The 21,163-nt window shown below is 35.4% G+C and carries 26 protein-coding genes; 11 read left to right on the forward strand and 15 right to left on the reverse strand.

Annotated features, from left to right (window positions below; translation table 11 throughout):
• The first annotated feature begins 32 nt into the window (after positions 1-32).
• The 9 genes from ES724_RS04635 to ES724_RS04680 all read left to right on the forward strand — a co-directional run bounded on the left by ES724_RS04635 (position 33) and on the right by ES724_RS04680 (position 6,033).
• Entirely contained in the window at positions 33-1,841 is a 1,809-nt protein-coding gene (locus ES724_RS04635) for a cbb3-type cytochrome c oxidase subunit I (protein WP_146930209.1), read from the forward strand.
• A 10-nt stretch (positions 1,842-1,851) separates the two neighbouring features.
• A complete protein-coding gene (locus ES724_RS04640; protein ID WP_146930212.1) occupies positions 1,852-2,865 on the forward strand; it encodes a cytochrome c in 1,014 nt (337 codons plus the stop codon).
• Positions 2,866-2,868: 3 nt separating this feature from the next.
• Positions 2,869-3,138 (forward strand): hypothetical protein, encoded by a 270-nt coding sequence (locus ES724_RS04645; RefSeq protein WP_146930215.1) that lies wholly within the window; start codon positions 2,869-2,871, stop codon positions 3,136-3,138.
• A gap of 3 nt (positions 3,139-3,141) precedes the next feature.
• Positions 3,142-3,564, forward strand: coding sequence for a cytochrome C (locus ES724_RS04650; RefSeq protein WP_146930218.1), 423 nt, complete (start codon positions 3,142-3,144; stop codon positions 3,562-3,564).
• Between the two features lie 2 nt (positions 3,565-3,566).
• Entirely contained in the window at positions 3,567-3,956 is a 390-nt protein-coding gene (locus ES724_RS04655) for a group III truncated hemoglobin (RefSeq protein WP_146930221.1), read from the forward strand.
• Positions 3,953-4,411, forward strand: coding sequence for a hypothetical protein (locus ES724_RS04660; RefSeq protein ID WP_146930224.1), 459 nt, complete (start codon positions 3,953-3,955; stop codon positions 4,409-4,411). Before ES724_RS04655 ends, ES724_RS04660 begins: the two co-directional genes overlap by 4 nt.
• Positions 4,412-4,757: 346 nt before the next feature.
• Positions 4,758-5,051, forward strand: coding sequence for a cupin domain-containing protein (locus ES724_RS04670; RefSeq protein ID WP_146930226.1), 294 nt, complete (start codon positions 4,758-4,760; stop codon positions 5,049-5,051).
• Between the two features lie 13 nt (positions 5,052-5,064).
• Complete coding sequence (locus ES724_RS04675; protein ID WP_146930229.1) at positions 5,065-5,409, forward strand: cupin domain-containing protein; 345 nt, start codon at positions 5,065-5,067, stop codon at positions 5,407-5,409.
• Between the two features lie 90 nt (positions 5,410-5,499).
• Positions 5,500-6,033: a DUF488 domain-containing protein gene (locus ES724_RS04680; RefSeq protein ID WP_146930232.1), complete on the forward strand. Its 534-nt coding sequence runs from the start codon at positions 5,500-5,502 to the stop codon at positions 6,031-6,033.
• 52 nt (positions 6,034-6,085) lie between these two features.
• On the opposite strand, the gene ES724_RS04685 is transcribed toward ES724_RS04680, so the two are convergent.
• The 15 genes from ES724_RS04685 to ES724_RS04755 all read right to left on the reverse strand — a co-directional run bounded on the left by ES724_RS04685 (position 6,086) and on the right by ES724_RS04755 (position 18,453).
• Positions 6,086-6,301 carry a hypothetical protein gene (locus ES724_RS04685; RefSeq protein WP_146930235.1) on the reverse strand — a complete coding sequence of 72 codons (216 nt, stop codon included), beginning with the start codon at positions 6,299-6,301 and terminating at the stop codon, positions 6,086-6,088.
• Between the two features lie 125 nt (positions 6,302-6,426).
• The gene (locus ES724_RS04690) at positions 6,427-7,269 is read right to left on the reverse strand and encodes a universal stress protein (RefSeq protein ID WP_146930238.1); all 843 of its coding nucleotides are present in this window, start codon (positions 7,267-7,269) and stop codon (positions 6,427-6,429) included.
• A gap of 10 nt (positions 7,270-7,279) precedes the next feature.
• Positions 7,280-7,669 (reverse strand): hypothetical protein, encoded by a 390-nt coding sequence (locus ES724_RS04695; protein ID WP_146930241.1) that lies wholly within the window; start codon positions 7,667-7,669, stop codon positions 7,280-7,282.
• Positions 7,670-7,680: 11 nt separating this feature from the next.
• A complete protein-coding gene (locus ES724_RS04700; RefSeq protein ID WP_146930244.1) occupies positions 7,681-8,103 on the reverse strand; it encodes a hypothetical protein in 423 nt (140 codons plus the stop codon).
• 10 nt (positions 8,104-8,113) lie between these two features.
• A complete protein-coding gene (locus ES724_RS04705; protein ID WP_146930247.1) occupies positions 8,114-8,530 on the reverse strand; it encodes a GreA/GreB family elongation factor in 417 nt (138 codons plus the stop codon).
• A 24-nt stretch (positions 8,531-8,554) separates the two neighbouring features.
• Positions 8,555-9,859: a Glu/Leu/Phe/Val family dehydrogenase gene (locus tag ES724_RS04710; RefSeq protein ID WP_146930250.1), complete on the reverse strand. Its 1,305-nt coding sequence runs from the start codon at positions 9,857-9,859 to the stop codon at positions 8,555-8,557.
• 552 nt (positions 9,860-10,411) lie between these two features.
• Positions 10,412-11,740, reverse strand: coding sequence for a sigma-54-dependent transcriptional regulator (locus tag ES724_RS04715; RefSeq protein ID WP_146930253.1), 1,329 nt, complete (start codon positions 11,738-11,740; stop codon positions 10,412-10,414).
• Between the two features lie 6 nt (positions 11,741-11,746).
• On the reverse strand, positions 11,747-12,823 hold the full coding sequence (locus ES724_RS04720) for a sensor histidine kinase (protein ID WP_146930255.1): 1,077 nt from the start codon (positions 12,821-12,823) through the stop codon (positions 11,747-11,749).
• 13 nt (positions 12,824-12,836) lie between these two features.
• A complete protein-coding gene (locus ES724_RS04725; protein WP_146930258.1) occupies positions 12,837-13,931 on the reverse strand; it encodes a mechanosensitive ion channel family protein in 1,095 nt (364 codons plus the stop codon).
• A gap of 49 nt (positions 13,932-13,980) precedes the next feature.
• A complete protein-coding gene (locus tag ES724_RS04730; protein WP_146930261.1) occupies positions 13,981-14,484 on the reverse strand; it encodes a nucleoside deaminase in 504 nt (167 codons plus the stop codon).
• Positions 14,485-14,522: 38 nt separating this feature from the next.
• The gene (locus tag ES724_RS04735) at positions 14,523-15,230 is read right to left on the reverse strand and encodes a ZIP family metal transporter (protein WP_146930264.1); all 708 of its coding nucleotides are present in this window, start codon (positions 15,228-15,230) and stop codon (positions 14,523-14,525) included.
• 11 nt (positions 15,231-15,241) lie between these two features.
• Positions 15,242-16,369, reverse strand: coding sequence for an MFS transporter (locus tag ES724_RS04740; protein ID WP_246136823.1), 1,128 nt, complete (start codon positions 16,367-16,369; stop codon positions 15,242-15,244).
• A gap of 242 nt (positions 16,370-16,611) precedes the next feature.
• Positions 16,612-16,986 carry a DoxX family membrane protein gene (locus tag ES724_RS04745; protein ID WP_146930270.1) on the reverse strand — a complete coding sequence of 125 codons (375 nt, stop codon included), beginning with the start codon at positions 16,984-16,986 and terminating at the stop codon, positions 16,612-16,614.
• A 102-nt stretch (positions 16,987-17,088) separates the two neighbouring features.
• A complete protein-coding gene (locus ES724_RS04750) occupies positions 17,089-17,859 on the reverse strand; it encodes a cation:proton antiporter regulatory subunit (RefSeq protein ID WP_146930273.1) in 771 nt (256 codons plus the stop codon).
• Positions 17,860-17,940: 81 nt separating this feature from the next.
• Positions 17,941-18,453: a Crp/Fnr family transcriptional regulator gene (locus ES724_RS04755; RefSeq protein ID WP_146930276.1), complete on the reverse strand. Its 513-nt coding sequence runs from the start codon at positions 18,451-18,453 to the stop codon at positions 17,941-17,943.
• Positions 18,454-18,583: 130 nt separating this feature from the next.
• Between ES724_RS04755 and ES724_RS04760 the strand changes: the two genes are divergently transcribed.
• Complete coding sequence (locus ES724_RS04760; protein ID WP_146930278.1) at positions 18,584-19,435, forward strand: SdiA-regulated domain-containing protein; 852 nt, start codon at positions 18,584-18,586, stop codon at positions 19,433-19,435.
• On the forward strand, positions 19,435-20,142 hold the full coding sequence (locus tag ES724_RS04765) for a TVP38/TMEM64 family protein (RefSeq protein ID WP_146930281.1): 708 nt from the start codon (positions 19,435-19,437) through the stop codon (positions 20,140-20,142). Before ES724_RS04760 ends, ES724_RS04765 begins: the two co-directional genes overlap by 1 nt.
• Positions 20,143-21,163 lie beyond the last annotated feature (1,021 nt).

Consider the following 21,163-nt stretch of genomic DNA (forward strand, 5'->3'; position numbering starts at 1 on the left):
ATAAAAGATAAAAAGGTAATAAAACCATATTTATGAAAAAATGTATGATAAGGTTCTTCTGGTTATTAATAATTATCCCAAATGTATTAAGTGCTCAGGAGAAAATCACAACAGATAATTGGCTTTCCAGTCCCGGAATTATAGGAACTTTCACATTAATTGCGATTGTTCTAGTTATAGCGATCGTTATATTGTTTGTAAAATTGAATGGTTATGTAGATACAATAAAGCGTAAGCAAATAGATAAAAACCGCATAGCATTTGACGATGATCTCGTGGCAATGGAAGAAGGGGAGATCGATGCCATCTTGGAAAGACGGAAATCTGCCCTTAAATACAAACTAACAGGGAATGAATTAGCTGGTGATGATGAAGTAAGTGATGAAAAAGGATTATTACAACGTATTGATAATGATCCAGATAATGCTTTTTTTGATGAAAAGAAGAAAACATCCCTCAGTTTAGAAACGCCCGAAGAATTAAAGAAAATAGTTATCTACTACATTGGGGCCGCTACTTTGTGGTTGGTTTTGGGCACTTTGGTTGGCCAGTATTTGGGAATGAAATTTCTTTGGCCTGAAATGGACTCTCAGTCATGGCTTAGTTTTGGGCGGTTGCGCCCTGTACATACCAATATGGTATTTTGGGGATGGTCATCTTTGGCAATGATAGGCCTTGGGTATTTTGTAATTGCTCGTACCTCCAATGTCAAAATCTATAACTATAAATGGGCGTGGTACGCTTGGGGGCTTATTAATGCTACTGTAATACTTGGTAGTTTATGCCTAATGGCAGGTATCAATAACGGTGGGGGAGAGTATAGGGAATATATTTGGCCGGTAATGTTACTGTTTGCAATCGGATTGGTTATTACGTTTATTAATTTTTATAAAACTGTTGCCACACGTAAAATTTCAGAAATATATATATCTAATTGGTTTATACTCGCTTCCTTGATTTGGACCATTGTCTTGGCTATCATTGGATATCTACCTTTTTACCAAAATGGCTTAGGTGAAACCGTGATACAGGGATATTATATGCATCAAGGGGTAGGGATGTGGTTTATGACATTTACTTTGGGTTTGGTTTATTATTTCCTTCCTTCTGCGTTGAACAAACCTATTTATTCCTATTCTTTGGGTGTTTTGGCATTTTGGACACAAATGTTCTTTTATACCATGATCGGGACACACCACTTTGTATTTAGTCCCTTACCATGGTGGTTGCAAACCGTTGCAATTGTATTTAGTGCTGGGATGTTTATACCTGTTGTGGCCGGTACAACCAACTTTTTAATGACCATGAAGGGGAGTTGGAATCATATTACTAAAAGTTATGTACTACCGTTTTTTCTTGTAGGAACAATATTTTATTTTGTGGGTTCTACACAAGGAAGTTTGCAGGCTTTTCGTTTTACAAACTATGTTTGGCACTTTACCGATTTTAATGTTGCTCACTCTCATATGACCATGTACGGAATTATTGCATTTTTTCTATGGGCTTCCATTTATGCCATATTACCAAAACTAACAGGCAAGGAACCCTCACAAGTATTTGTTGGAGCCCATTTTTGGCTAGCTTTTATAGGTCTTTTTGCCTACATGGTTTCTCTCATGGCTGGAGGAACTTATAAAGGCTTGAGTTGGATAGAAGGAGAACCATTTATAGAATCGGTAATATTAATGAAACCATATTGGGTTTGGCGTGCCATTGGCGGTTCGCTTATGTTGGCTTCCCATCTAGTGTTTGCTTATAATTTTTATTATATGGTGAAAGACTATAGAAGGGTAAAACCCTCAACACAAACAAAAAATGTAGAAGAAATAACCGCTCAATAAATTTTATAAAATGTTTAATTTTCACAAAGATCATAAAAATTTGGTACTTACTGCGGGTGCTGTATTTATCGCTTTGAGCATTGTGGTTGCCATACTTCCGGCTTTTCAAATGCAAGAGACCGAACCGATACCTAATGAAAAGCCTTTAACAGACAACGAAAGAAAAGGACTTCATGTTTATGTTACGGAAAATTGTATGGCCTGCCACACCCAACAAGTGCGTAACATTGCAATGGATAATGTGTGGGGTGATAGGCCTTCTATCCCATCTGATTATTTTTACAGTAAAAAACGTTTGGATCTATGGAGGCAATCCCCGTCAGTATTAGGGAGTGAACGTACCGGACCCGACCTTACCAGTATTGGTGAACGGCAACCGAGTGAAGATTGGCATTTGCTCCATTTGTACAATCCAAGAGCTGTCGTTTCAGAATCTGTGATGCCGTCTTATCCATGGTTGTTTGAAGAAGTGGATAGTGTATCACTACAAAAGGATGATAAGATAGTGGCAGTTCCTAAAGAGTTTTTGAATAAACCTGGTAAAAAAATCATAGCTTCGGAAGAAGCGCTACAATTAGTGGACTATTTAAAATCTCTTCAACAAACAGAATTACCTAGTGGTAACTTTGGTGATTTTATTCCAGCTTTGGAAAAAATTCAGACGGAGGGAATGAGTGATGGCAATCAATCAGGTAAGTTAGATGGTGCCAAACTGTTTTCACAAGCTTGTGCCGCTTGTCATCAAGAAACTGGGAAAGGAGTCATAGGTGCATTTCCTTCATTGGTAGGGAGCGACATTGTTAATGATGAAAACTCTGAACAACTAATTAGGATTGTGATACAAGGATATGACGCTCGAACCGATTATGGAGTTATGCCACCTTTTGGAGATCAACTTTCTGATGCTGAAATTGCAGCCATAACTACTCACGAAAGAAGCAGCTGGGGCAACAATGCCCCTGAGGTAACCGAAGAGGATGTAAAAAAAATAAGAGAATTTATTGCAACTGAACTAAACCAATAAATCATGAAAAAGATAGTAATTGTTTTCACCTTTTTATTTCTATTAGGTCAACAAGTGGTAATAGCTTGTGAGGTTTGTAAAAAGAATCAACCAGAAGTACTGCAAAATGTTACTCATGGTGCCGGACCATCGGGAACGCTAGATTATATTATTATTTGGAGTGCGGTTATCATTGTTGGAGCTACGCTTTTCTTTAGTCTTAAATATCTTATAAGTCCTAAGGAAAATAATCCCGGTCACATAAAGAACATTGTTAAAAATGAAGGATTTTAAATTATGGAAGACAATAGAATCATAAAAGTTTTTTTGGATAATGATCTCAAACCCTTTGCGTCATTTGCACCTCCGGTTAAAATCGTTTTGGACACAACAAAAATACCCGAAGGTAAGCATAGCCTTAAAATTGTAGCCAAATCCTCAAATAATATAGAGGGAATACGAGAAATCCCATTTGTAGTGCGCAATGGACCAGAAATTACAGTGGTCGGCCTAAAGGAAAATGAAACGGTCGATAGCCAAGTCCCAATTACCATAAATGCCTATGGAAGTGAAACAAAAGACTTTTTCGTAATCCGAGGATCTGAAACGCCAAAAGCGGTTCCTGCTTGGGTTTGGGCATTGTTGATTTCGTTTTTCGCGTTTGGATTATTCTATTTGATTATGTACTGGAGCCCAGATCTTTATAAATCATTCTTTTAGGTATGGAAAACAAAATTATAAATTTAGATGACATTAAAACTCTTGTAGATTCTTTCTACGGAAAAGTTCGCGTAGATACCCTTTTGGCTCCAATTTTCAACAAGGTAATTCAGGATCGTTGGCCAGAACATTTGGAAAAAATGTATACTTTTTGGCAAACCGTATTATTAGAAGAACATACTTATTACGGAAGTCCTTTTGCACCGCATGCAACATTACCATTGACCAAACAGCATTTTGATCGTTGGCTGGAATTATTTTTTGAAACAGTCAATGAACATTTTGAAGGGAGAAAAGCAGATGAAGCCAGGTGGCGCGCAAATAAAATGGCGGAAATGTTCCAACATAAAATAGATCATTACAGAAACTCCGGTTCAAAACCTTTGATATGACTGCAATTGTAAAATATCCTGTGGCATTGGCATCCGTCTTCCTTTGGTTAGGTTTTGTAGGTGCCATCAGTTTTATGGAAGCTTGGTTAAAATTCCGAGCACCTGGCGTAACCCTATCTCTAGGTTTAGGTATTGGTCGTTTGGTGTTTGATGCCCTTAACAAAGTAGAATGGGTACTTGCTTTTGCAGTGCTTGCAAATTTAATTTTTGCCAAAGCAAGATTTTTTTCACTGAAAAATTTATTCTATTTCATTCCTCTCTTACTATTAATTTTTCAAAGCATTTGGGTTTTGCCAGCCTTGGATGCCCGGGCAGAACTTATAATTCAAGGACAAGAATTGGCATCTTCCTATCTCCATTTTTATTATGTGGGTATGGAAATCGTTAAGGTGGTTTGCCTTTTTGTTTTTGGTATCAAACTTTTAGACTTAAAAAATATTAGACGCAAACGATAGAATAATTAAGATATACGAAGAACTTGTTGAAAATCCGGAGACCTATCTGGAAGGACTTCTATACGCCAAACCTATAATTTATTAGGATTTCTTATTAAGGTTGAGATGCTGTTTTAGCTACAAAAACTGCCTGTTCTATTTAATTATTGGATTAGTTCTGAAAAAGTTCTTGTTATTTTTGAAGAAGTGCTAAAATTCTATTTCGGACAATTTTGTCATAATTATTAAATTGATTACTTTTATATAAACTTAAGCGCTTAGTTGTAAAAAGATTCCCTAACGTTTTCCTACCAAGATAAAGAGATGGTAGAATAAATTTATAATCAAAAATACTAATTAAAACATCATGGAATTAATTAATAAACCCGAAGTGACACCTCTGAAATTTGGTGACTCGTTCAAGACATTACAAATTAATGGGCTAGCGGGAACGCAAATGCCCGAGCACCATAGCACTAAAGAAGCTGTAATTGTAGTACAGGAAGGACAAGCTCTGTTGAAAATGGGCAATAGTAATCATAACTTGAAAAAGGGATCCGTTTTTATCATCCCGGCAGCGAATAATCACAGCTTAAAAATAATAGAAGATTTTAAAGCAGTGGCTATAATGGCGAACAATTCGGAAATAAAATTTATATAAAAATCCAAATCTTATGAAAACAGCATCATTAACAAGCAACCTAGAATATCACGAAAAACGACCCGCCATCCAGGTGTTGCTAGAAACGGAAACCGGAAAGGAAATACGGATTGCTTTTAAGAAAGACCAAGTAATGAAAGAGCACAAAACCCCTTTTCCTATCGTGGTTGAAATTTTTGAAGGCAGTATTAATTTTGGGGTCAACGGAAAAGCTCATACCCTAAATAAAGGAGATTTAGTTGCACTAGATGGCAATGTTCCTCATGATCTATCAGCAATAACGGATAGTATAGTTCGGCTAAGCTTAAACAAATCCGATAGTGCCAAACGTGTAGAAGATGTCGCAAAAAATTCTTAATGAAAAGCAAAACCATCAATATTAAAAAAGGCCGTTAAATTCATAACCAGGTGAGTAAAAAAGTGCTGCAGCCATTTTAAAATCAAGTTTATGACACAAAAAGAAAACAAGAAACTGTGGACCATTGGACATTCCACACATAGCCTTGACAATTTCATAGACATGTTGGAATCATACAACATAGTGCATTTGGTAGATATACGAAGATTTCCTAGTTCACGAAAATTTCCGCAGCTCAATAAAGAAAACTTGGAAAAATCATTAACGTATCATAACATTCAATACAACCATTTAGAAGAATTAGGTGGAAGAAGGAAAGCAAATCCCGATTCAAAGAATACAATATGGCGCAATACGTGGTTTATGGGCTATGCAGATTATATGGAAACTTCGGAATTTAAAGAAGGTCTGGAAACCCTTAAAAAAATGGCATTTAAAAAAAGAAAAGTAATTACGTGCTCAGAAGCGGTGTGGTGGCGCTGTCTTTGTTCTATGGTTTCTGATATAATGAAAGCGGAAGAATGGAAGGTAATGCACATTATGGGAATAGGTAAGGAGCAAGAACATCCCTACACCGAACCTGCAAAAATTATCAAATGGAAACTTAGCTATGAGAATCTTTAAGAGAATTGAAATTAGATTTTACTTTTAAACTCTCAATAAAGAATTAAATTGGCTATTGTCGTCCCTTTAACCGGACTTCAATCTTTTTCTTTTTGGCAGTCAGCCGTTTCATCAAGTCCATTAATTTTGAGTCTTTTGTTTCTTTATAAATTTCATTGATGCCTAAAATAAGTCGTTTTACCTCCCGAGATGCAGTAACCCGATCACTAGTGGACATATTACTCATCTTGGCATTTTCAAAAGCTTTGGCTTCTCCTAATATTTCCATATCCTTTTTTTATGGAATTTAATAAAAAATAGGCGCAGGTACTAACCAACACAAAATAAAAATGATAATAAAACCTATTATTATTGATATTATGCCAAATATTTGATTGTTCATCTTTTTCATAATTATCTATGAAGTGCAATTAATGGATTGCTTGGTAATGGGCCCATGCTGGTAATTCGAGAATGTGTTAGCCCAAATCTCCGCCAGAAATCTGGCTTTCTTTCCATCCAAGAAATAATATGATCAGAATTATATTGGGAAAAATTTCTAAGGTCGTGGGGAGTTTCTAGATATTCTATGGATACTGGAATTTCAAAAAGCTTTTCTATTCGAGAACGAACTTTATTTTGATTCGCTTTTTGAATAGGGGTTAATTTATCTTTCCTTGAAAGGCTAATAATCTTTACACTTCCCTTTGTAATTTTCACTATTTCATACCAATTCTCAAGCTCTTTGTTTGGAAGGTTTATCTCAAAATTTGATACGAATATATATTTGGGATTATTCTTAATATGAGCAGAAGCTGGAATAATCATAACTGGACAATCCCTTATTTTATCAATTATCCGTTTTGTGTTTCTACTGTATAAATTGGATCCAATGTTGGTTTGTCCTTTTCCGGCAAATATTAATAAATCTATCTTTAAATCTTTAATGGTCTTTTTGATGCCTTCTACTAGATTGGTGCATTCTGAAATAGCATTAAACCGATGATATTCATTCCTGTTGTTGAGGGTGTATTTTCGAAGGACACGCTGTAATCTAATCTCTGAATTTCGTTTCGGTTCGTTAAACCATTCTTCGTCAGCTTGGAGGAGATCTATGGCATTAAGCCCTTCTGCATCGTAGGTGTAAGTATTGAGAAAGTAGAAGTGGCATTTCTCTAGTTTGAAAAAGGCAACAGCATAGTCAATAGCATCATAACTATTGAATTTAAAATCGATAGGAATTAAAATCTTTTTCATCTCTTTAGTTTTATCTACGCTGATATTTCAATAAATTATGATAGATCATTTGCTTGAGCTGAATGAACTCTTGCCCTAATGCAGTAAAGACATCACGTTTTTTTTCATGTTCTTTTGCCCGCAAGCCATCATATTCTTTTGCTCCGTACTCAAATTCTGTATTCAGTTCTTGTTCATATTTACAAAGCATCCCCATAACCAAGGTGTTCTTTCTTCTCAATCCAAGAAGATTAGTTTCAATCATGCTATTTTTTAATAGCTGTTTTTCAATTAGCTTTAATTGTTCTAGTTCAATATTAAGGGCTGATAAAGTATCAATCCATTGATTCAATTCAATGATATCTTTTTTGATACATAGTTTTCTGTGAACATTTATTTTATATGGTAATTCTATTTTCAAGTAAACAATTTTTAAGAATTCATATTCAGCAAGGTAAATTTCCCTTGTACCTTACTAAAAAAATCATCCTTTAACCTTCTATATTTATCTAAATGGTATAAATAACTTCTTCTATAGGTTTCATGTTCAGTAATAAAGACCATATCACATTGGGTGTCTTCACATTCTGCAATGTTTCCTCTTGATCTCATATATTTGTTAAGCGCTTTGAGCAAAGTTTCATTTTCTGTATCTTTCTTCTGAAATTTCTGAAGTACACTTTGATCATCCGCTTTGTTATTGAAGTCTTTTTCCCAAAGACCTATAAGATTTGTCAATTCTTTTTTGATATATTTTAAATGGTTAATCCAATTGTCCAACTCAATAGTGTTTATTTTATGCGTCATATCAACATCTGTGTCGTGATGATATATTTCCGTTTGTAAGACCTCCATTTTTAAATTTTTAATAAGTATTAATTTTGTTTTGGCTTTCCACTTGAGTTACCGTAACAATTTTAAGTTTTTGCTTGCCAGAAGGAAAATCCCATTCTATACTATCTCCTTCCGAATACCCAAATAGAGCTGCTCCCATTGGTGTGAGAAAGGAAACTTTGTTCTGTTTGGCATCTTTGTCTGGTGGTATTACTAGTTGAATTACTTTCTCCCAACCATTTTCAGAATACACCATTATTTTACTGTTGAAGCGAATCACATCTTCTGGCATATCAGCTTCGTTAACTATTTGAGCGTTTTTTAGTTCTCCAATCAATCTTTGTAATGATTTCTGAGTTTCAAAATCCTCGGCATACCCTGAGATGTTGAGTATGCGCTTTATATACACATACTCCTTCTTTTCCAATATTAAACTACCATACTTCATAGTACACTCTTTAAAATGTTAGCATTAAGGGAAAATTCCTCTTTGTATATATGCTTTCTCAATACGCTTAATAGCAATACAGTAGGCAGCAGTACGTAGATCCATTCCCTCTTTTTCCGAATATTCATAAACCTTATTAAAAGATTCCCGCATTTTTTTGTCAAGTTTGGCCATCACTTCATCCAATTGCCAAAGTTCACCATTACGATTCTGTAACCATTCAAAATAACTGGCTACTACACCGCCCGAGTTACAAAGGATGTCTGGGATAATTGATATTCCTCGTTCTAAAAGAATTTTCTCACCCTCCACATTTGTTGGGCCATTGGCACCTTCTGCAATCAGACGTGCTTTGATGTCTAGCGCATTTTTATCCGTAATTTGATTCCCTAATGCCGCTGGAATACATATATCACATTCAGTTGCAAAAAATTCATTTATATTCAAAACAGTAGCTTCTGGAAAATCAACTATACTTCCACTATTCATCTTACTGTAATTGAATAGATCCTCTACTGTAATTCCGTTTTGATTTTGAATACTTCCGAAGGCATCTTGCACAGCGACTAATTTTGCACCTTCTTTTTCAAGAAAATAAGAAGCCCAATATCCTACGTTTCCGAATCCTTGAACAATAAACTTTTTATCAACTAATGTTTCATTATTAATTTCTGCCCAGAATTTGATATTCAAGAAGACTCCATACCCAGTTGCGCGATCGCGCCCTTCGAGCCCGCCACTCCCTTCTGGTTTCCCTGTCACTACATGCTGATTTGCAGTACGTTCAGCCGGTGGCCGAGTGCTCATATAGGTATCAGCAATCCAAGCCATTGTCTGGCTATTGGTATTTACATCGGGTGCCGGAATATCGTGTTCAGGCCCTATATTATCGGCCAGTGCAAAGGTGAACCTACGTGTAATGCGCTCCAGTTCTCCCTGAGAATATTTTGATGGGTCTAATTGGATACCACCTTTCCCACCACCATAAGGTAAACCTGCCAGTGAAGTTTTCCAGGTCATCCACATTGCAAGTGCTTTAGCCGCATCAATATCAACTGTTGGATGGTATCGTAAACCTCCTTTATAGGGACCTAATGCATTATTGTGTTGTACTCTATATCCTGTGAAAATTTCCACCTCACCGTTGTCCATTTTAACTGGGAAGTGTACAATAATTTCATTGTTTGTAATGCTAAGTATCTTACGGATATTTGGATGTAAATCGATTTGATCTGCAGCACTGTGAAACTGCATCATTACATTGTCCAGCATACCTTTTACAGGTGCTTTTATTGTCTTGTTGTTCAATTCTGCTGTAATTGCTGTCATAAGTATAGATCGCCTAAGCGAATATTTTAATTATTAGATTATTTAAAAAGACGGTTGCTTATCCTTCTTTGATGATATTTATTTCTGAATGAAATTTCATTCGCGTTTGGTTTTATTGAAACTTTTTGCAATTTTCGTTGTTTTATTCTTCCAGTCGTGAAAAATGTGATTAGTGCATTAATAATCATATCATGAAATTAAAATTGTTAAGACATAACCATTTCTGGATGATGCTCTTTTTTTATATTAGAATGTTCTACCGTTCCCTCATCATATTCGCTACACGACCATACTTGGCTTTTTTGATTGGTTAGTACGCAGGTTTCCCTATGCGTGCATGTGGGACATATGTTGAATGAATTTATCTTCATAGTTTGCTATTATTTATATACCAAAAGGCAATGTATATGCCAGTGGATGCCAAGAAAAGTTCTATAAAGAGGAAATCCCTTGTATTACAAGGGATTGAGAGTTTAAAAGAAGTAATAACGAAACTGTTTGACTGATACAATATTTCCCGGTTGGGACAAAATGTATCAGTCAGAAATAGATTTAATCTGAAAGTTTCTCCCGTATTGTTTTACGATCTATACCTAAAATAGCGGCAGCTTTTGTTTTATTATTGTTTGTAGCGTTTAGTACTTTTTGAATATATCGTTTCTCTATTTCTTTAAGTGGAAGTAATTTTTCTTTTGGAAAATCAATATTGAATTTGAGTGCCTCCGGTAATTGTTCAATTTCAATAATTTTATCACACATAATTACAGCACGCTGTATAACGTTTTCAAGTTCTCGTATGTTTCCTGGCCAGTCATATCGCTGTAAAACATCGGATGCTTCCTGGCTTAATTTTATAAAACGATCTTTATATTCAACTCCATATTTGAATAAGAATTTTTCGACAAGCAAAGGAATGTCTTCCTTACGCTCGCGTAATGCTGCGACTTCTATTTCAACTACAGTAAGCCTATAGAAAAGGTCTTCTCTAAAAGTTTCTTTCTTGATCATTTCCTTTAAATCCCCGTTAGTTGCTGAGATGATGCGCACATCAATTTTATCTGGTTTCTGTGCTCCCACTTTTAACACCTCTTTTTCTTGAAGTACACGTAATAAGCGAGATTGTACCGCAGAAGATGCATTACCAATTTCATCCAAGAAAATAGTTCCTCCATTGGCTGCTTGAAAAAAACCATCTCGTGCTTTATCGGCTCCAGTAAAAGCACCTTTTGTGTAACCGAACAATTCAGATTCCAAGAGGTTTTCCGGAATACCACCGCAGTTTACTACAATAAATGGAGCTCGTGAAAATTTGCCGTGGTAGTGAATAGCTCGTGCTACAAGTTCCTTTCCAGTGCCACTTTCTCCCTTAATAAATATCGTGGCTTTGTTATCTTTTACACGCTCAATGATCTGGATGACAGCGTTAATTTTTTCGGAGTTTCCAATAATTTCTCCATAACTATCTGCTTTTTGTGATACTACATTAGTTAATGAACCTTTATCTTTTTTTATACTACTAAACGATTTGGTTATTGCTGTGCTTAATTCATCCTTAGTAAAAGGCTTAGTGAGATATTCTACCACTCCAGATTTGATAGCTGAAAGTGAATCCTGCACAGAAGGATACCCTGTTACAACCAAAGTTGGAAGTTTTGGATAGTGTTCTGAAAGAAATTTAATAAGTTCAAATCCATCTATCTCGGGCATTTTTAAATCGGTAATAAGTAGATCGATCTTAGTTTCCCGTAATATTTGCACCGCTTCTTTTACAGAAATTGCCTTGTAGGTATGATAATCCCAAGATTTTAAATGACGCTGCAGCAGTTCTAAAATATTGATGTCGTCATCTACAATTAATATATTCTCTTTTTTTAATTGCATTAGTTCTTATTTTGGGAGTTTTACGGTAAATGTGACGCCTTTGTCTTTATTGTTTTCTGCTATGATAGAACCATTATGACTTGCAACAATTCCATGTACAACACTCAAGCCAAGTCCAGAACCATCACCGGTTGGTTTTGTAGTAAAGAAGGGTTGAAAAACTTTCTCTTTCGCTTCTTCTGAAAGACCTGTTCCTTCATCTGAAATTTTCAAAAAAATATCTTTTTCTGATTGAAATGCTTCAATGGTGACTAAGCTCTTTTTTGGCGAAAAATAAATAGCATTTATAATTAAATTGAATATGATTTGCGTAAGCTGAATTTTATCTGCTCGCATTAAAAGTGTATCATCTTCAATCTTAACTATATATTTTACTTCTGCTTTTTTAAAAGAAGCATCCAAGAGTGCAATTGCATTTTTAATACTCGGTACAATATTAACTTCTTGCATTTTTTGAGGCATTTCGCAGGCAAAAAACATCAATTTCTTTACAACTTCCCTCGAAAATATAGCATTTTGAATGATTTTATCGAGATCTTCAGAAATTGGATTATCAGTTTTAAATTCCTCTTTCAACAATTCTGCAAAACCTAAAATGTTGGTAAGTGGAGTATTCAATTCGTGTGCAATCCCTGCAGTGATTTCTCCTAAGATACTCAATCTATCTGCTCGCTCCATCTGCCTCTTTAAAGAAGTTTCATTTTGCTGAATTTCGAGACGTTCCAGTAAATTCCCTAATTTAATTGCAACATTGTGTATTAAAGGTTGTTCCTCATTAAGGAATACAGATTCGGATTTATGCTGAGAGGCAACGATTTTTCCTTGTATTTTATTAAAAATGATAATGTCCGAAGAAATAAAATTTTTATAATTTATAGTTCCTGTTTGATATGTTTCAATAGATGTTTCAATGGCTATCTCAGTATTTTCTGGAAATTGGAAACCTTTTTTTAAACTCATTGCGATGGCACGGAAAGTTACCTTCATTGCTTCAGCATCTGAATTTGCGATGATAGACGAGATTTCATAAAGACAGGTGAGCTCTTTAATACGTTCTTTTAAAGCTTCTTCGGTATTACTCATTTCTAGTACATTTCTAATTAATGGATTGCTGATCTCTTTTCATTACTATGGTTCTATATGGAAAAGGGATTTCAATACCTTCTTTATCAAAACGTTTCTTGATACTTTCTAATACTGCAATTTTGAGTTCGAAGCAGTCATTAAATTTTTCTCCCCAAGCCCACGCGCGAATTGTTATTGAAAAATCATTGAGCGAAATGACCCCTGTTTTGACTATCGGTTCACCGTTCTCTTTATCTAGTGCAGATCTATTATCATAGATAAGAGGGTGATTTTCACATTCTTCCTGCATTATCTTTTTGGCCAGGACTATGTCACTATCATAAGATATTCCAATCTCTATACGCTCACAACACTTAAGTTCACCAAGATCATAATTGATTAATTTTTCTTTATTAATAATAGAGTTAGGGATCACAATCATCTTATTTTCAAAGTTCCGAATCACGGTATGACGTAAGGTGATATCAGTCACAGTTCCTACCATTGTGTCAGTTACTTTTACCAGATCTCCTACTTTAAAAGGTTTAAATGAAATTATAAATACTCCACCAACAAGGTTGGCCAAAGCTTCTTGAGAAGCAACACCTATTACAATTGCAATAACTCCGGCACCACCTAAGGCTGTTTGAGCAACTCCACGAAGTGAAGGAAATGCCAATAATCCAAATAAAATACCAGTAAAATAAATAGCAAATACAGCTACATACCTTAAAAATTTGAAACTTGTTGGATCATATTTGTTCTGAATCTTTTTAATGATACTTTTTTTAAACCAGATATTCGCGGAAGTTGCGGCTACAATAGTAAAGACTGCTAAAAAACCTAAATATAGAACCAGTTTGAAATCCTCCTTTTTAGCACCATATTTTTCTTCTTCCACAAAGAGGAAACTCAATGCGATAAGGCCAAGAACTAACCATAGGACGTTGAGCACACGTTTTATCAAATTCACAGGAGTTGTTTTTTCTCCGGGAAATTTTTTATGTTCTTGATTTACCAGCCATTTATGAACAAGACTCGTTAAAAGATATAATACTACAACCACGGTAACCACGATAACCGCGTAGATGATATCCGTTTTGTAAGTCAAAAAAAGATCTTTCATAGTTACTTTTTGATTTTCTATTTTGAGCACGAGACTAATATCTTATATCTCATTCTAAATTATTCTTGTGATACTTTAATTGTAAGTTTTTTATTTTCTGAAGGAGTTCTCCGTTTGCAGGACCTTTTATTACACAATTTTTTATAATTTTTTCAATGGGAATAAAATTAATAGGCACTGGTTTGGCGTTTATTTCTTCTAACCATTTCCCAAGCTGCTCAGCCGAACTGAGATAAACAATTTCTCCCAATCCCACCCAGCCATGTGCTGCGGCACACATAGGGCAGTGCTCACCACTGGTGTATATCGTGGTGTTTTTTCTTTCTTCTGCCGAAAGGTTTTGTGCCGCCCAATTTGCCAGTTCAATCTCTGGATGTGCCAGCACATTAATTTCATTCACCCGATTTCGGGCTGTGGCTATTACCTCATTCTTTTGGTTTATCAGAATCGAACCAAATGGTTCGTCACCCGCATTAAGAGCTTCTTCAGCTAACGCGAGGCAATGTTTGAGGTGTTTTAGATCTTCTCCTGATAAGTTTTCATTTCTTTTCATGATAATATTTTAGATAGGGGATCGCTCAATTTTATTGATCAAATCAATTTTTCACCAATCATGCCCATAGCAAAACCCAGGGTTGCCCCTAAAGAGATGGCGTAGTTGTTCTTTAATTTACTTTGTGGGGCGATATCCTGAAATAATAGATACAAAATTCCCCCGCTGGCAAACATCATAAGGTGTGCAGTTGTTTTAGGATAGCTGCTAAGGAACAAATGTCCAGCCAATGCTGCCACGATACCTGAGAAACTAAGCAAAAAGAAAACAATTAAGGTTTTTTTCTCGCTAAAACCACTTACTACCATATCCCGATACGAGTTGAAAGCTTCTGGTAAATTTTGCAATCCAATAAAAATTGCCAATAAAACTGCAATAGAGTAATCTTCAGCAAAAACGGCTCCTAGGGCTATAGATTCAGGAATAAAATCCATGCACATCGCTAGTAAGGTAGCCATTTTTCCAACTTTTTTGGCCAATATTTTATCGATATAATAAAAGAGAATTGCCCCTAAACCAAAGGAAAGTAAAAGTTCCCATAAGGCAAGTTTTTCCATTCCTCGTGGAATCAATACCAGTGCCACGGCAGAAAGGATGATACCTCCCCCTATAGCGATTATAGTATGTGTGATTTCATCTTTTACAGGACTGTCCTTTACTCGGTGATTGAAACTTTTTGCCAAAAGGCCGCCAATAAAAACGGTTATTCCTGAGAATCCTGCATACAAAATTATGTTCCAAATCATTATCTTTAACTTTAGACTGTCCTATGTTTGTACCCTAAATGTACGACTAGGATGGCTAGAGATAAAATTATTCCTAGAACAGCTACACCAATCCATCCAAAATTTCCCCAAGCAATCGCCCCCAAGCTAGTGCCCAAGGCACCTCCAATAAAAAATCCTACCATATAAATGGTATTCACACGGTTGCGTGCTTCAGGGTTTTTTGAAAATATGATATTCTGATTTGTGATATGCAAGGCCTGTAAACCCAAATCTACCAGAATAATCCCAATGATGAGTCCTGCAATAGAATTTGCTGAAAACAGAAAAATTCCCCAGGACAAAACGAGCAAAATTGCCGAAAACAGTATGATTTTATTTTTGCTCACCTTGTCGTTCATTTTGCCAACTACGGTTGCCGCCATGGCACCAACAATCCCGAAAAGGCCAAATGCGCCGGTCACTCCGCTGCCATAACCGAAGGAGTCTTCCATTAAAAACACCAGGGTAGTCCAAAAAGCACTCAGTCCGGCAAAAGCCAGTGCTCCCCGAAGTGCGGCAAGTCTCAAAGAGGCTTCGGTTTTAAAATAGAACCAAAGAGATTTCATTAAACTCGCATAACTACCTTTATAGGTGGGACTTATTTGTGGTAGCTTGAATTTCAGCAATATAAAGAGCGCAACCATCATAATGGCAGCAACATAATACATCGTCCTCCAGCCGAATTGTTCGCCAACCAATCCACTAATTACTCTGCTACCTAGAATCCCAATAAGCAACCCGCTCATGACGATCCCAATAGCACGCCCTCGCCCTTTGTCATCAGACAATTGTGCTGCCATGGGGACAAAGAGTTGAGGTATGGCAGAAGTGAAACCGATAAAAAAGCTACTTATTATAAGCAAAAGCAAGGAATTTGAAATTGCCGCGGCTACCAAGGAAAGGATCATTAGCAGAAAATCGAGCTTTAGTATTTTTTTGTTGGATATTTTATCCCCCAAAGGTATGATTATGAGCAAGCCAAAAGCATAACCTAATTGGGTAGAAAGAGCGACATTACTCACGGCAGATTCTGTGACACCAAAAGTAAGGGCGATTTGATGTAGCAGTGGTTGATTATAATACAGGTTTGCCACCACCAAGCCAGCCGAAATGCTCATAAGGTATAAGACAGAGTTGGAGAGCTGTTTCAAGAGATTTTTTATTGAATTATAAAATATTTGCGACTTAGAGATAGTGGTGGGAATCCCGCAGACCGGCATGAGAAATGCCGGACGAGGAATTGAAACGGATAGCCCGCTCGAACGCCCGTATAAAAACACTTTTGCCTCCCCCGATAAGTTATATATCCAAAATCAGAAAGCATTGTGGGCACGTAGTAATTCTTTGCTAAAATATATATTTAAGGTCTTAAAAGTTCACGATATTGATTTCTATAGAAGTAAACCATTGTAATGTTCAAAGCTAATAGTACAAGTGCACCCCATATTTTTTCTGGATCCAGGCTAATGTGAAATAGCACGGCGTTAATGGAAACACTCATTAAAATTAATGCCATTAGGCCTCCAAACTTATTGAAAATAAATGCCAATCCTGCAAGGATCTCCACAACTCCAACAAGCTGCATCGCGCCTGTAGAAAGTAAATTACCAAAATATTCATTGGCTTCTGGAGCCATTTCCGGAAAGGGGATATAATTGAAGAAGTGATCTAAACCGAAGAAGAGTAAAAAGACTCCAAAAAAGATTCGTATTGCAAGAGTTAATTTTTTATTCATAGCTTGAAAATTTCGAATTAGTAATTTTATTTCTGAATTGCAAAGTTGAATGTTTTTTATGAGCTAAACCTTCACCTATGTCAAGATAGTCAAAATACCCTATCAATTATTCATAGGATTATTGGGATCCTGTGCTTCCTGTCTTTTAATTTCTTTTTTCACAAATTTTTCATGTTGCATTTCTGCGATATAATCCTTTTTTCTTGCATAAACATTGCTTATACCTTCTGCTTTACCATATACCGTGATCATATCTTCAGGAAGTAATTTAAAATCTCCTGAGGGTGAGCCAAAGTAATCTGTATCTATCCTGTCTATTCCTAAGATAGTTATCCCCTCATGTCTTAAATCGAGTTCTATCAAGGTTTTGTTAGCGAGCCAATCATTCTCATCAATTTTCTTTTCGCTTATTTTATAATTATCCTTTAAGTGAAGAACTGCTGCATAATCTTGTATTTCTAAATCCGTATATTTTTTTAGCATTCTGTCTATCAGTTTAGAGAGACCACGATCTACCCATTTACTTTTTATAGCCCACCAGATAGCACCCATACCAACAATCACGATACCTAAACCGTATAATTTTGAAGATAATGTATTTGGTAGAATAAAAGTTAAAATTAAGGAGGACATTACCGTCACTATCCCAGCATTTCCAACCAGCATTAGATTAAATATTATTTTTCGACGGACGGGATGATTCATTATTTTTTCAGATTCCGCCGTAGTAAAACCAGCTCCAGTATAGGCAGAACGAGCTTGAAATCTAGCGCTTTGTGAAGATAGACCTGTATAGGTTAATGCTATTGTGGCAATTCTTGTAATTAAGGCCGAAAGTGCTACCACTAAAAATAAAGTTATTGCTGCAATCATGAATTTTAACTTTTAAATTAAATAATCGTATTCGAAAATATAAATTACGAATTCAGCGTGGTTTCTGCAACGAAACATTAATTACAATTTCGCCTTGGTTCTACTTAATGTTGATGGCGAAATACCCAAATAGGAGGCTGCCATTTTATTAGAAACTCTTTGTAATATTCTTGGTTGGTTTTTTATGGTCCATTGTACTTTTTCCAAAGCGTTAAATCCCTGAAAACCATAAATTCGTTTTTGAGAGGTAATAAAACCAAGTTCAAGAATTTCCCGGTATAATCTATCTAATTCTGGATAGAGCGATATTAGTTTATAAAAATCTTCGCGCTTACAAACTAAAAGTGTAGATTTTTCGATGCTCTGTAAATATTCACAAGCAGGTTTTTGATCTATAAAACTTGGCAATGCGGTGCAAAACATATTCTCGAAAGCAAAAAAGCGGGAAGTTTCTAAACCTTCAGAATTGATATTAAAGATGCGCAGAATTCCCTTATTTATGAAGTAAAAATCTTCACAAACAGACGAATAGTCTACTAATATTTCATTTCGACTGGTTGTTTTAAGGCTAAAATGTATCCCAATCTGCTTTATTGCATTTGCATCTAAATTGGTATTCTTCTGTAGATGTTTCTCAAATTCTTATAACACAGTAGCTTGGACTATTTTAATCCCTCATTGAGGGTTTGTACTCTAGATTAATTGAAAGATCAAAAAAGACACTATGAAAACTACAAAATTTACAATAGGAATTACTTTCTGCGTTCTGGTGATTGTAGCAATTGTTAGTTTTTCTTTTCAGAAGAAATCAACAAATAATAATAGATCTACAGAGTATTCCATCGCAAAAGTTTGGGAATTACCGGCTGTTTTGGACGAGGTGAGCGGCATTACATGGCTTCCAGACGGAACTATTGCGAGTGTGCAAGATGAAGATGGTGTAATTTTTATTTATGATTTAGCTAAAAAGGAAATCATTGAAAAAATAGAATTTGCAGGTTCAGACGATTATGAAGGAATAGCTGTCCATAAAGATGATGCTTATGTATTACGTAGCGACGGAACTATTTATGAGATTTTAAATTTTCGTAAGAAAGAAAAAACTACAACTAGTTTTGAAACCGGATTTACTGCCAAAAATAATATGGAAACACTGGCTCTCGATATAAAGAATAAGAGCTTGATTTTAGCACCTAAAGACAGGGATAATGCTGATGAATTTAAGGGTGTTTACCATATCCCATTAACTTCGAAAACAATAGATAGAGTGCCAATTATAAAAATTAATATGGACGATGGGGCACTCAAAACTTATCAAAATAAGAAATTGTATAAAACCTTTAGCCCATCAGATATTGCAATACATCCCAAAACTGGAGATTATTATGTGTTGGATGGTAAAAATCCCAAACTCTTAAAATTAAATTCTAAAGGATCTATTAAAAAAGTTTATGAATTGGAGGAAAGCCAATTTCCACAACCAGAAGGAATAACTTTTAGTCCGGAAGGAACCTTATACATTTCTAATGAAGCTAGTGATGGAGATGCAACTATTATACAGATAAACTTGAAGTAATGCGGGAAACAGAGAACCAGCAAGATTCAAAAAGCAGATTTCCTCTTTACCTTTCTATTGGATTGATAGGTGGCCTTGTTGCTTGCTATTTTTTAGTGCCAAGTATTCAGCAATTTTTTGATGAAGCATGGAAAGTATTAACCAGTAATGATAAGAAGCGAATTGAAGGATGGGTGTCTGGGTTTGGATGGTTAGGTCCTATTGTGCTGATTTTGGCGATGATTGGGCAGATGTTTTTACTAGTGATCCCTACGCTACTTCTTATGGTAGTATGTATTTTAGCTTATGGACCCTTCTTGGGAAGTCTTCTCATTTTAGTATCTGTAGTAGCAGCCTCATCTGTAGGATATTTTATTGGTATTCATTTAGGAGAAACGCTTGTTGTTAAACTAATGGGGCAGAAAAATAAATATAAAATCGAGAAATTTATTGATACTTACGGATTTTGGGCTGTAATTGTTACAAGGTTGAATCCTTTTTTATCCAATGATGCCATAAGTTTTGTAGGTGGAATTTTAAGAATGGGCTATTGGAAATTTATTGGAGCTACTTTAATAGGCATTTTGCCCTTAACTGTATTTATAGCCATTCTTGGAAAGAGTACGGAAACTTTGAAAACTGGGTTACTCTGGGGTTCTTTAGTAAGTTTGTTAGCTTTTGGGATTTATGTATGGTCGGACAAGTCTAAAAAAATGAATTATTGTTAGTTTTACTGTCTAGCAATGTGATACTTATATTTTTTTTGATTCCTAAGTGAATTGCAGCACTATTTAATGCACGCTTGAGATTTCTGTTAATCGATCTGAAATATTAGTCACATTAATTATATTCAACTTTTTAATATTTGTTTCGGTCGGGGCTAATGCTGTCTCAGTTATTAGATGATTATATATGGCATTATTTTCTTTTAGGCAAAACTAGTTTATTGGTCAGGAGATTATTAAGTTTCTCTGCATTAATTAAATGGATCGAATAAAAACGACACATCAAATGTTTATAGTGAAAAAGTTAAAAATATGTGAAATATACCCCTTTTTGGGTATTTCAGAGTCCTGTTTTCCGACTTAATTTAGTCCTCCGTTTATTCGGTAATGGATATAAATTATGTTATTTCGATGTAGGGTAGGAATACTTAAGTCGTATCCAATTAATATTACCGGATTAATACTAAAACCTTTCAGTTCGCTGAAAGGTTTTTATTTTCTGTATACTTCTTATATCTCATTTATTAAGTAGTTTATAAGATCCATATTATTTTGTTCTCAAATGATTTTATTAGCTTTATAAAGCTAATGATTCAGTCTGGAAATAGATAGCCCAAAATTTCTGATAAAAAGTTTCGTCGCTGTATTTGGTTTGATAGTTTTGGGTATATAACGTAAATTCAAGGAAATGCCGTGAGGCTTAAAAACTTCTACTCTTGTTTTTCTTGGAGCTTCAGTTTCTATTATTATTTAGCTCTGTTAATCAGCAGCTATTACAGATATGATCCGTATCCTTGGCTAAGTGGTGATAGTTTAGGTTTATTTGGTACCGCTGTGATACTTCTGGAGGGGAGAGAATCAAAATAAAAAATCTGACCACAGCAGCCAACATCTAGTAAGGAAGAATATTAGGTTTTTTTAAAGAATTTGATATTTAACATCCTCTAAATATCTTGTGATAGCACTCACCTTTAGTGTTTGGTTGTTTGAACGAATAAGTCAAGAGGCATAGAAATGCAGAATA

This window comes from Gillisia hiemivivida (genome assembly GCF_007997295.1).
GTDB classification, from domain to species: Bacteria; Bacteroidota; Bacteroidia; order Flavobacteriales; family Flavobacteriaceae; genus Gillisia; species Gillisia hiemivivida.

Bases quoted from the DNA above. Each gene is read 5' to 3' on its own strand.
- ES724_RS04635 (WP_146930209.1), top strand. From the start codon at position 33: ATGAAAAAATGTATGATAAGGTTCTTCTGGTTATTAATAATTATCCCA.
- ES724_RS04640 (WP_146930212.1), top strand. From the start codon at position 1,852: ATGTTTAATTTTCACAAAGATCATAAAAATTTGGTACTTACTGCGGGT.
- ES724_RS04645 (WP_146930215.1), top strand. From the start codon at position 2,869: ATGAAAAAGATAGTAATTGTTTTCACCTTTTTATTTCTATTAGGTCAA.
- ES724_RS04650 (WP_146930218.1), top strand. From the start codon at position 3,142: ATGGAAGACAATAGAATCATAAAAGTTTTTTTGGATAATGATCTCAAA.
- ES724_RS04655 (WP_146930221.1), top strand. From the start codon at position 3,567: ATGGAAAACAAAATTATAAATTTAGATGACATTAAAACTCTTGTAGAT.
- ES724_RS04660 (WP_146930224.1), top strand. From the start codon at position 3,953: ATGACTGCAATTGTAAAATATCCTGTGGCATTGGCATCCGTCTTCCTT.
- ES724_RS04670 (WP_146930226.1), top strand. From the start codon at position 4,758: ATGGAATTAATTAATAAACCCGAAGTGACACCTCTGAAATTTGGTGAC.
- ES724_RS04675 (WP_146930229.1), top strand. From the start codon at position 5,065: ATGAAAACAGCATCATTAACAAGCAACCTAGAATATCACGAAAAACGA.
- ES724_RS04680 (WP_146930232.1), top strand. From the start codon at position 5,500: ATGACACAAAAAGAAAACAAGAAACTGTGGACCATTGGACATTCCACA.
- ES724_RS04685 (WP_146930235.1), bottom strand. From the start codon at position 6,301: ATGGAAATATTAGGAGAAGCCAAAGCTTTTGAAAATGCCAAGATGAGT.
- ES724_RS04690 (WP_146930238.1), bottom strand. From the start codon at position 7,269: ATGAAAAAGATTTTAATTCCTATCGATTTTAAATTCAATAGTTATGAT.
- ES724_RS04700 (WP_146930244.1), bottom strand. From the start codon at position 8,103: ATGGAGGTCTTACAAACGGAAATATATCATCACGACACAGATGTTGAT.
- ES724_RS04705 (WP_146930247.1), bottom strand. From the start codon at position 8,530: ATGAAGTATGGTAGTTTAATATTGGAAAAGAAGGAGTATGTGTATATA.
- ES724_RS04710 (WP_146930250.1), bottom strand. From the start codon at position 9,859: ATGACAGCAATTACAGCAGAATTGAACAACAAGACAATAAAAGCACCT.
- ES724_RS04715 (WP_146930253.1), bottom strand. From the start codon at position 11,740: ATGCAATTAAAAAAAGAGAATATATTAATTGTAGATGACGACATCAAT.
- ES724_RS04720 (WP_146930255.1), bottom strand. From the start codon at position 12,823: ATGAGTAATACCGAAGAAGCTTTAAAAGAACGTATTAAAGAGCTCACC.
- ES724_RS04725 (WP_146930258.1), bottom strand. From the start codon at position 13,931: ATGAAAGATCTTTTTTTGACTTACAAAACGGATATCATCTACGCGGTT.
- ES724_RS04730 (WP_146930261.1), bottom strand. From the start codon at position 14,484: ATGAAAAGAAATGAAAACTTATCAGGAGAAGATCTAAAACACCTCAAA.
- ES724_RS04735 (WP_146930264.1), bottom strand. From the start codon at position 15,230: ATGATTTGGAACATAATTTTGTATGCAGGATTCTCAGGAATAACCGTT.
- ES724_RS04740 (WP_246136823.1), bottom strand. From the start codon at position 16,369: ATGAGCATTTCGGCTGGCTTGGTGGTGGCAAACCTGTATTATAATCAA.
- ES724_RS04745 (WP_146930270.1), bottom strand. From the start codon at position 16,986: ATGAATAAAAAATTAACTCTTGCAATACGAATCTTTTTTGGAGTCTTT.
- ES724_RS04750 (WP_146930273.1), bottom strand. From the start codon at position 17,859: ATGATTGCAGCAATAACTTTATTTTTAGTGGTAGCACTTTCGGCCTTA.
- ES724_RS04760 (WP_146930278.1), top strand. From the start codon at position 18,584: ATGAAAACTACAAAATTTACAATAGGAATTACTTTCTGCGTTCTGGTG.
- ES724_RS04765 (WP_146930281.1), top strand. From the start codon at position 19,435: ATGCGGGAAACAGAGAACCAGCAAGATTCAAAAAGCAGATTTCCTCTT.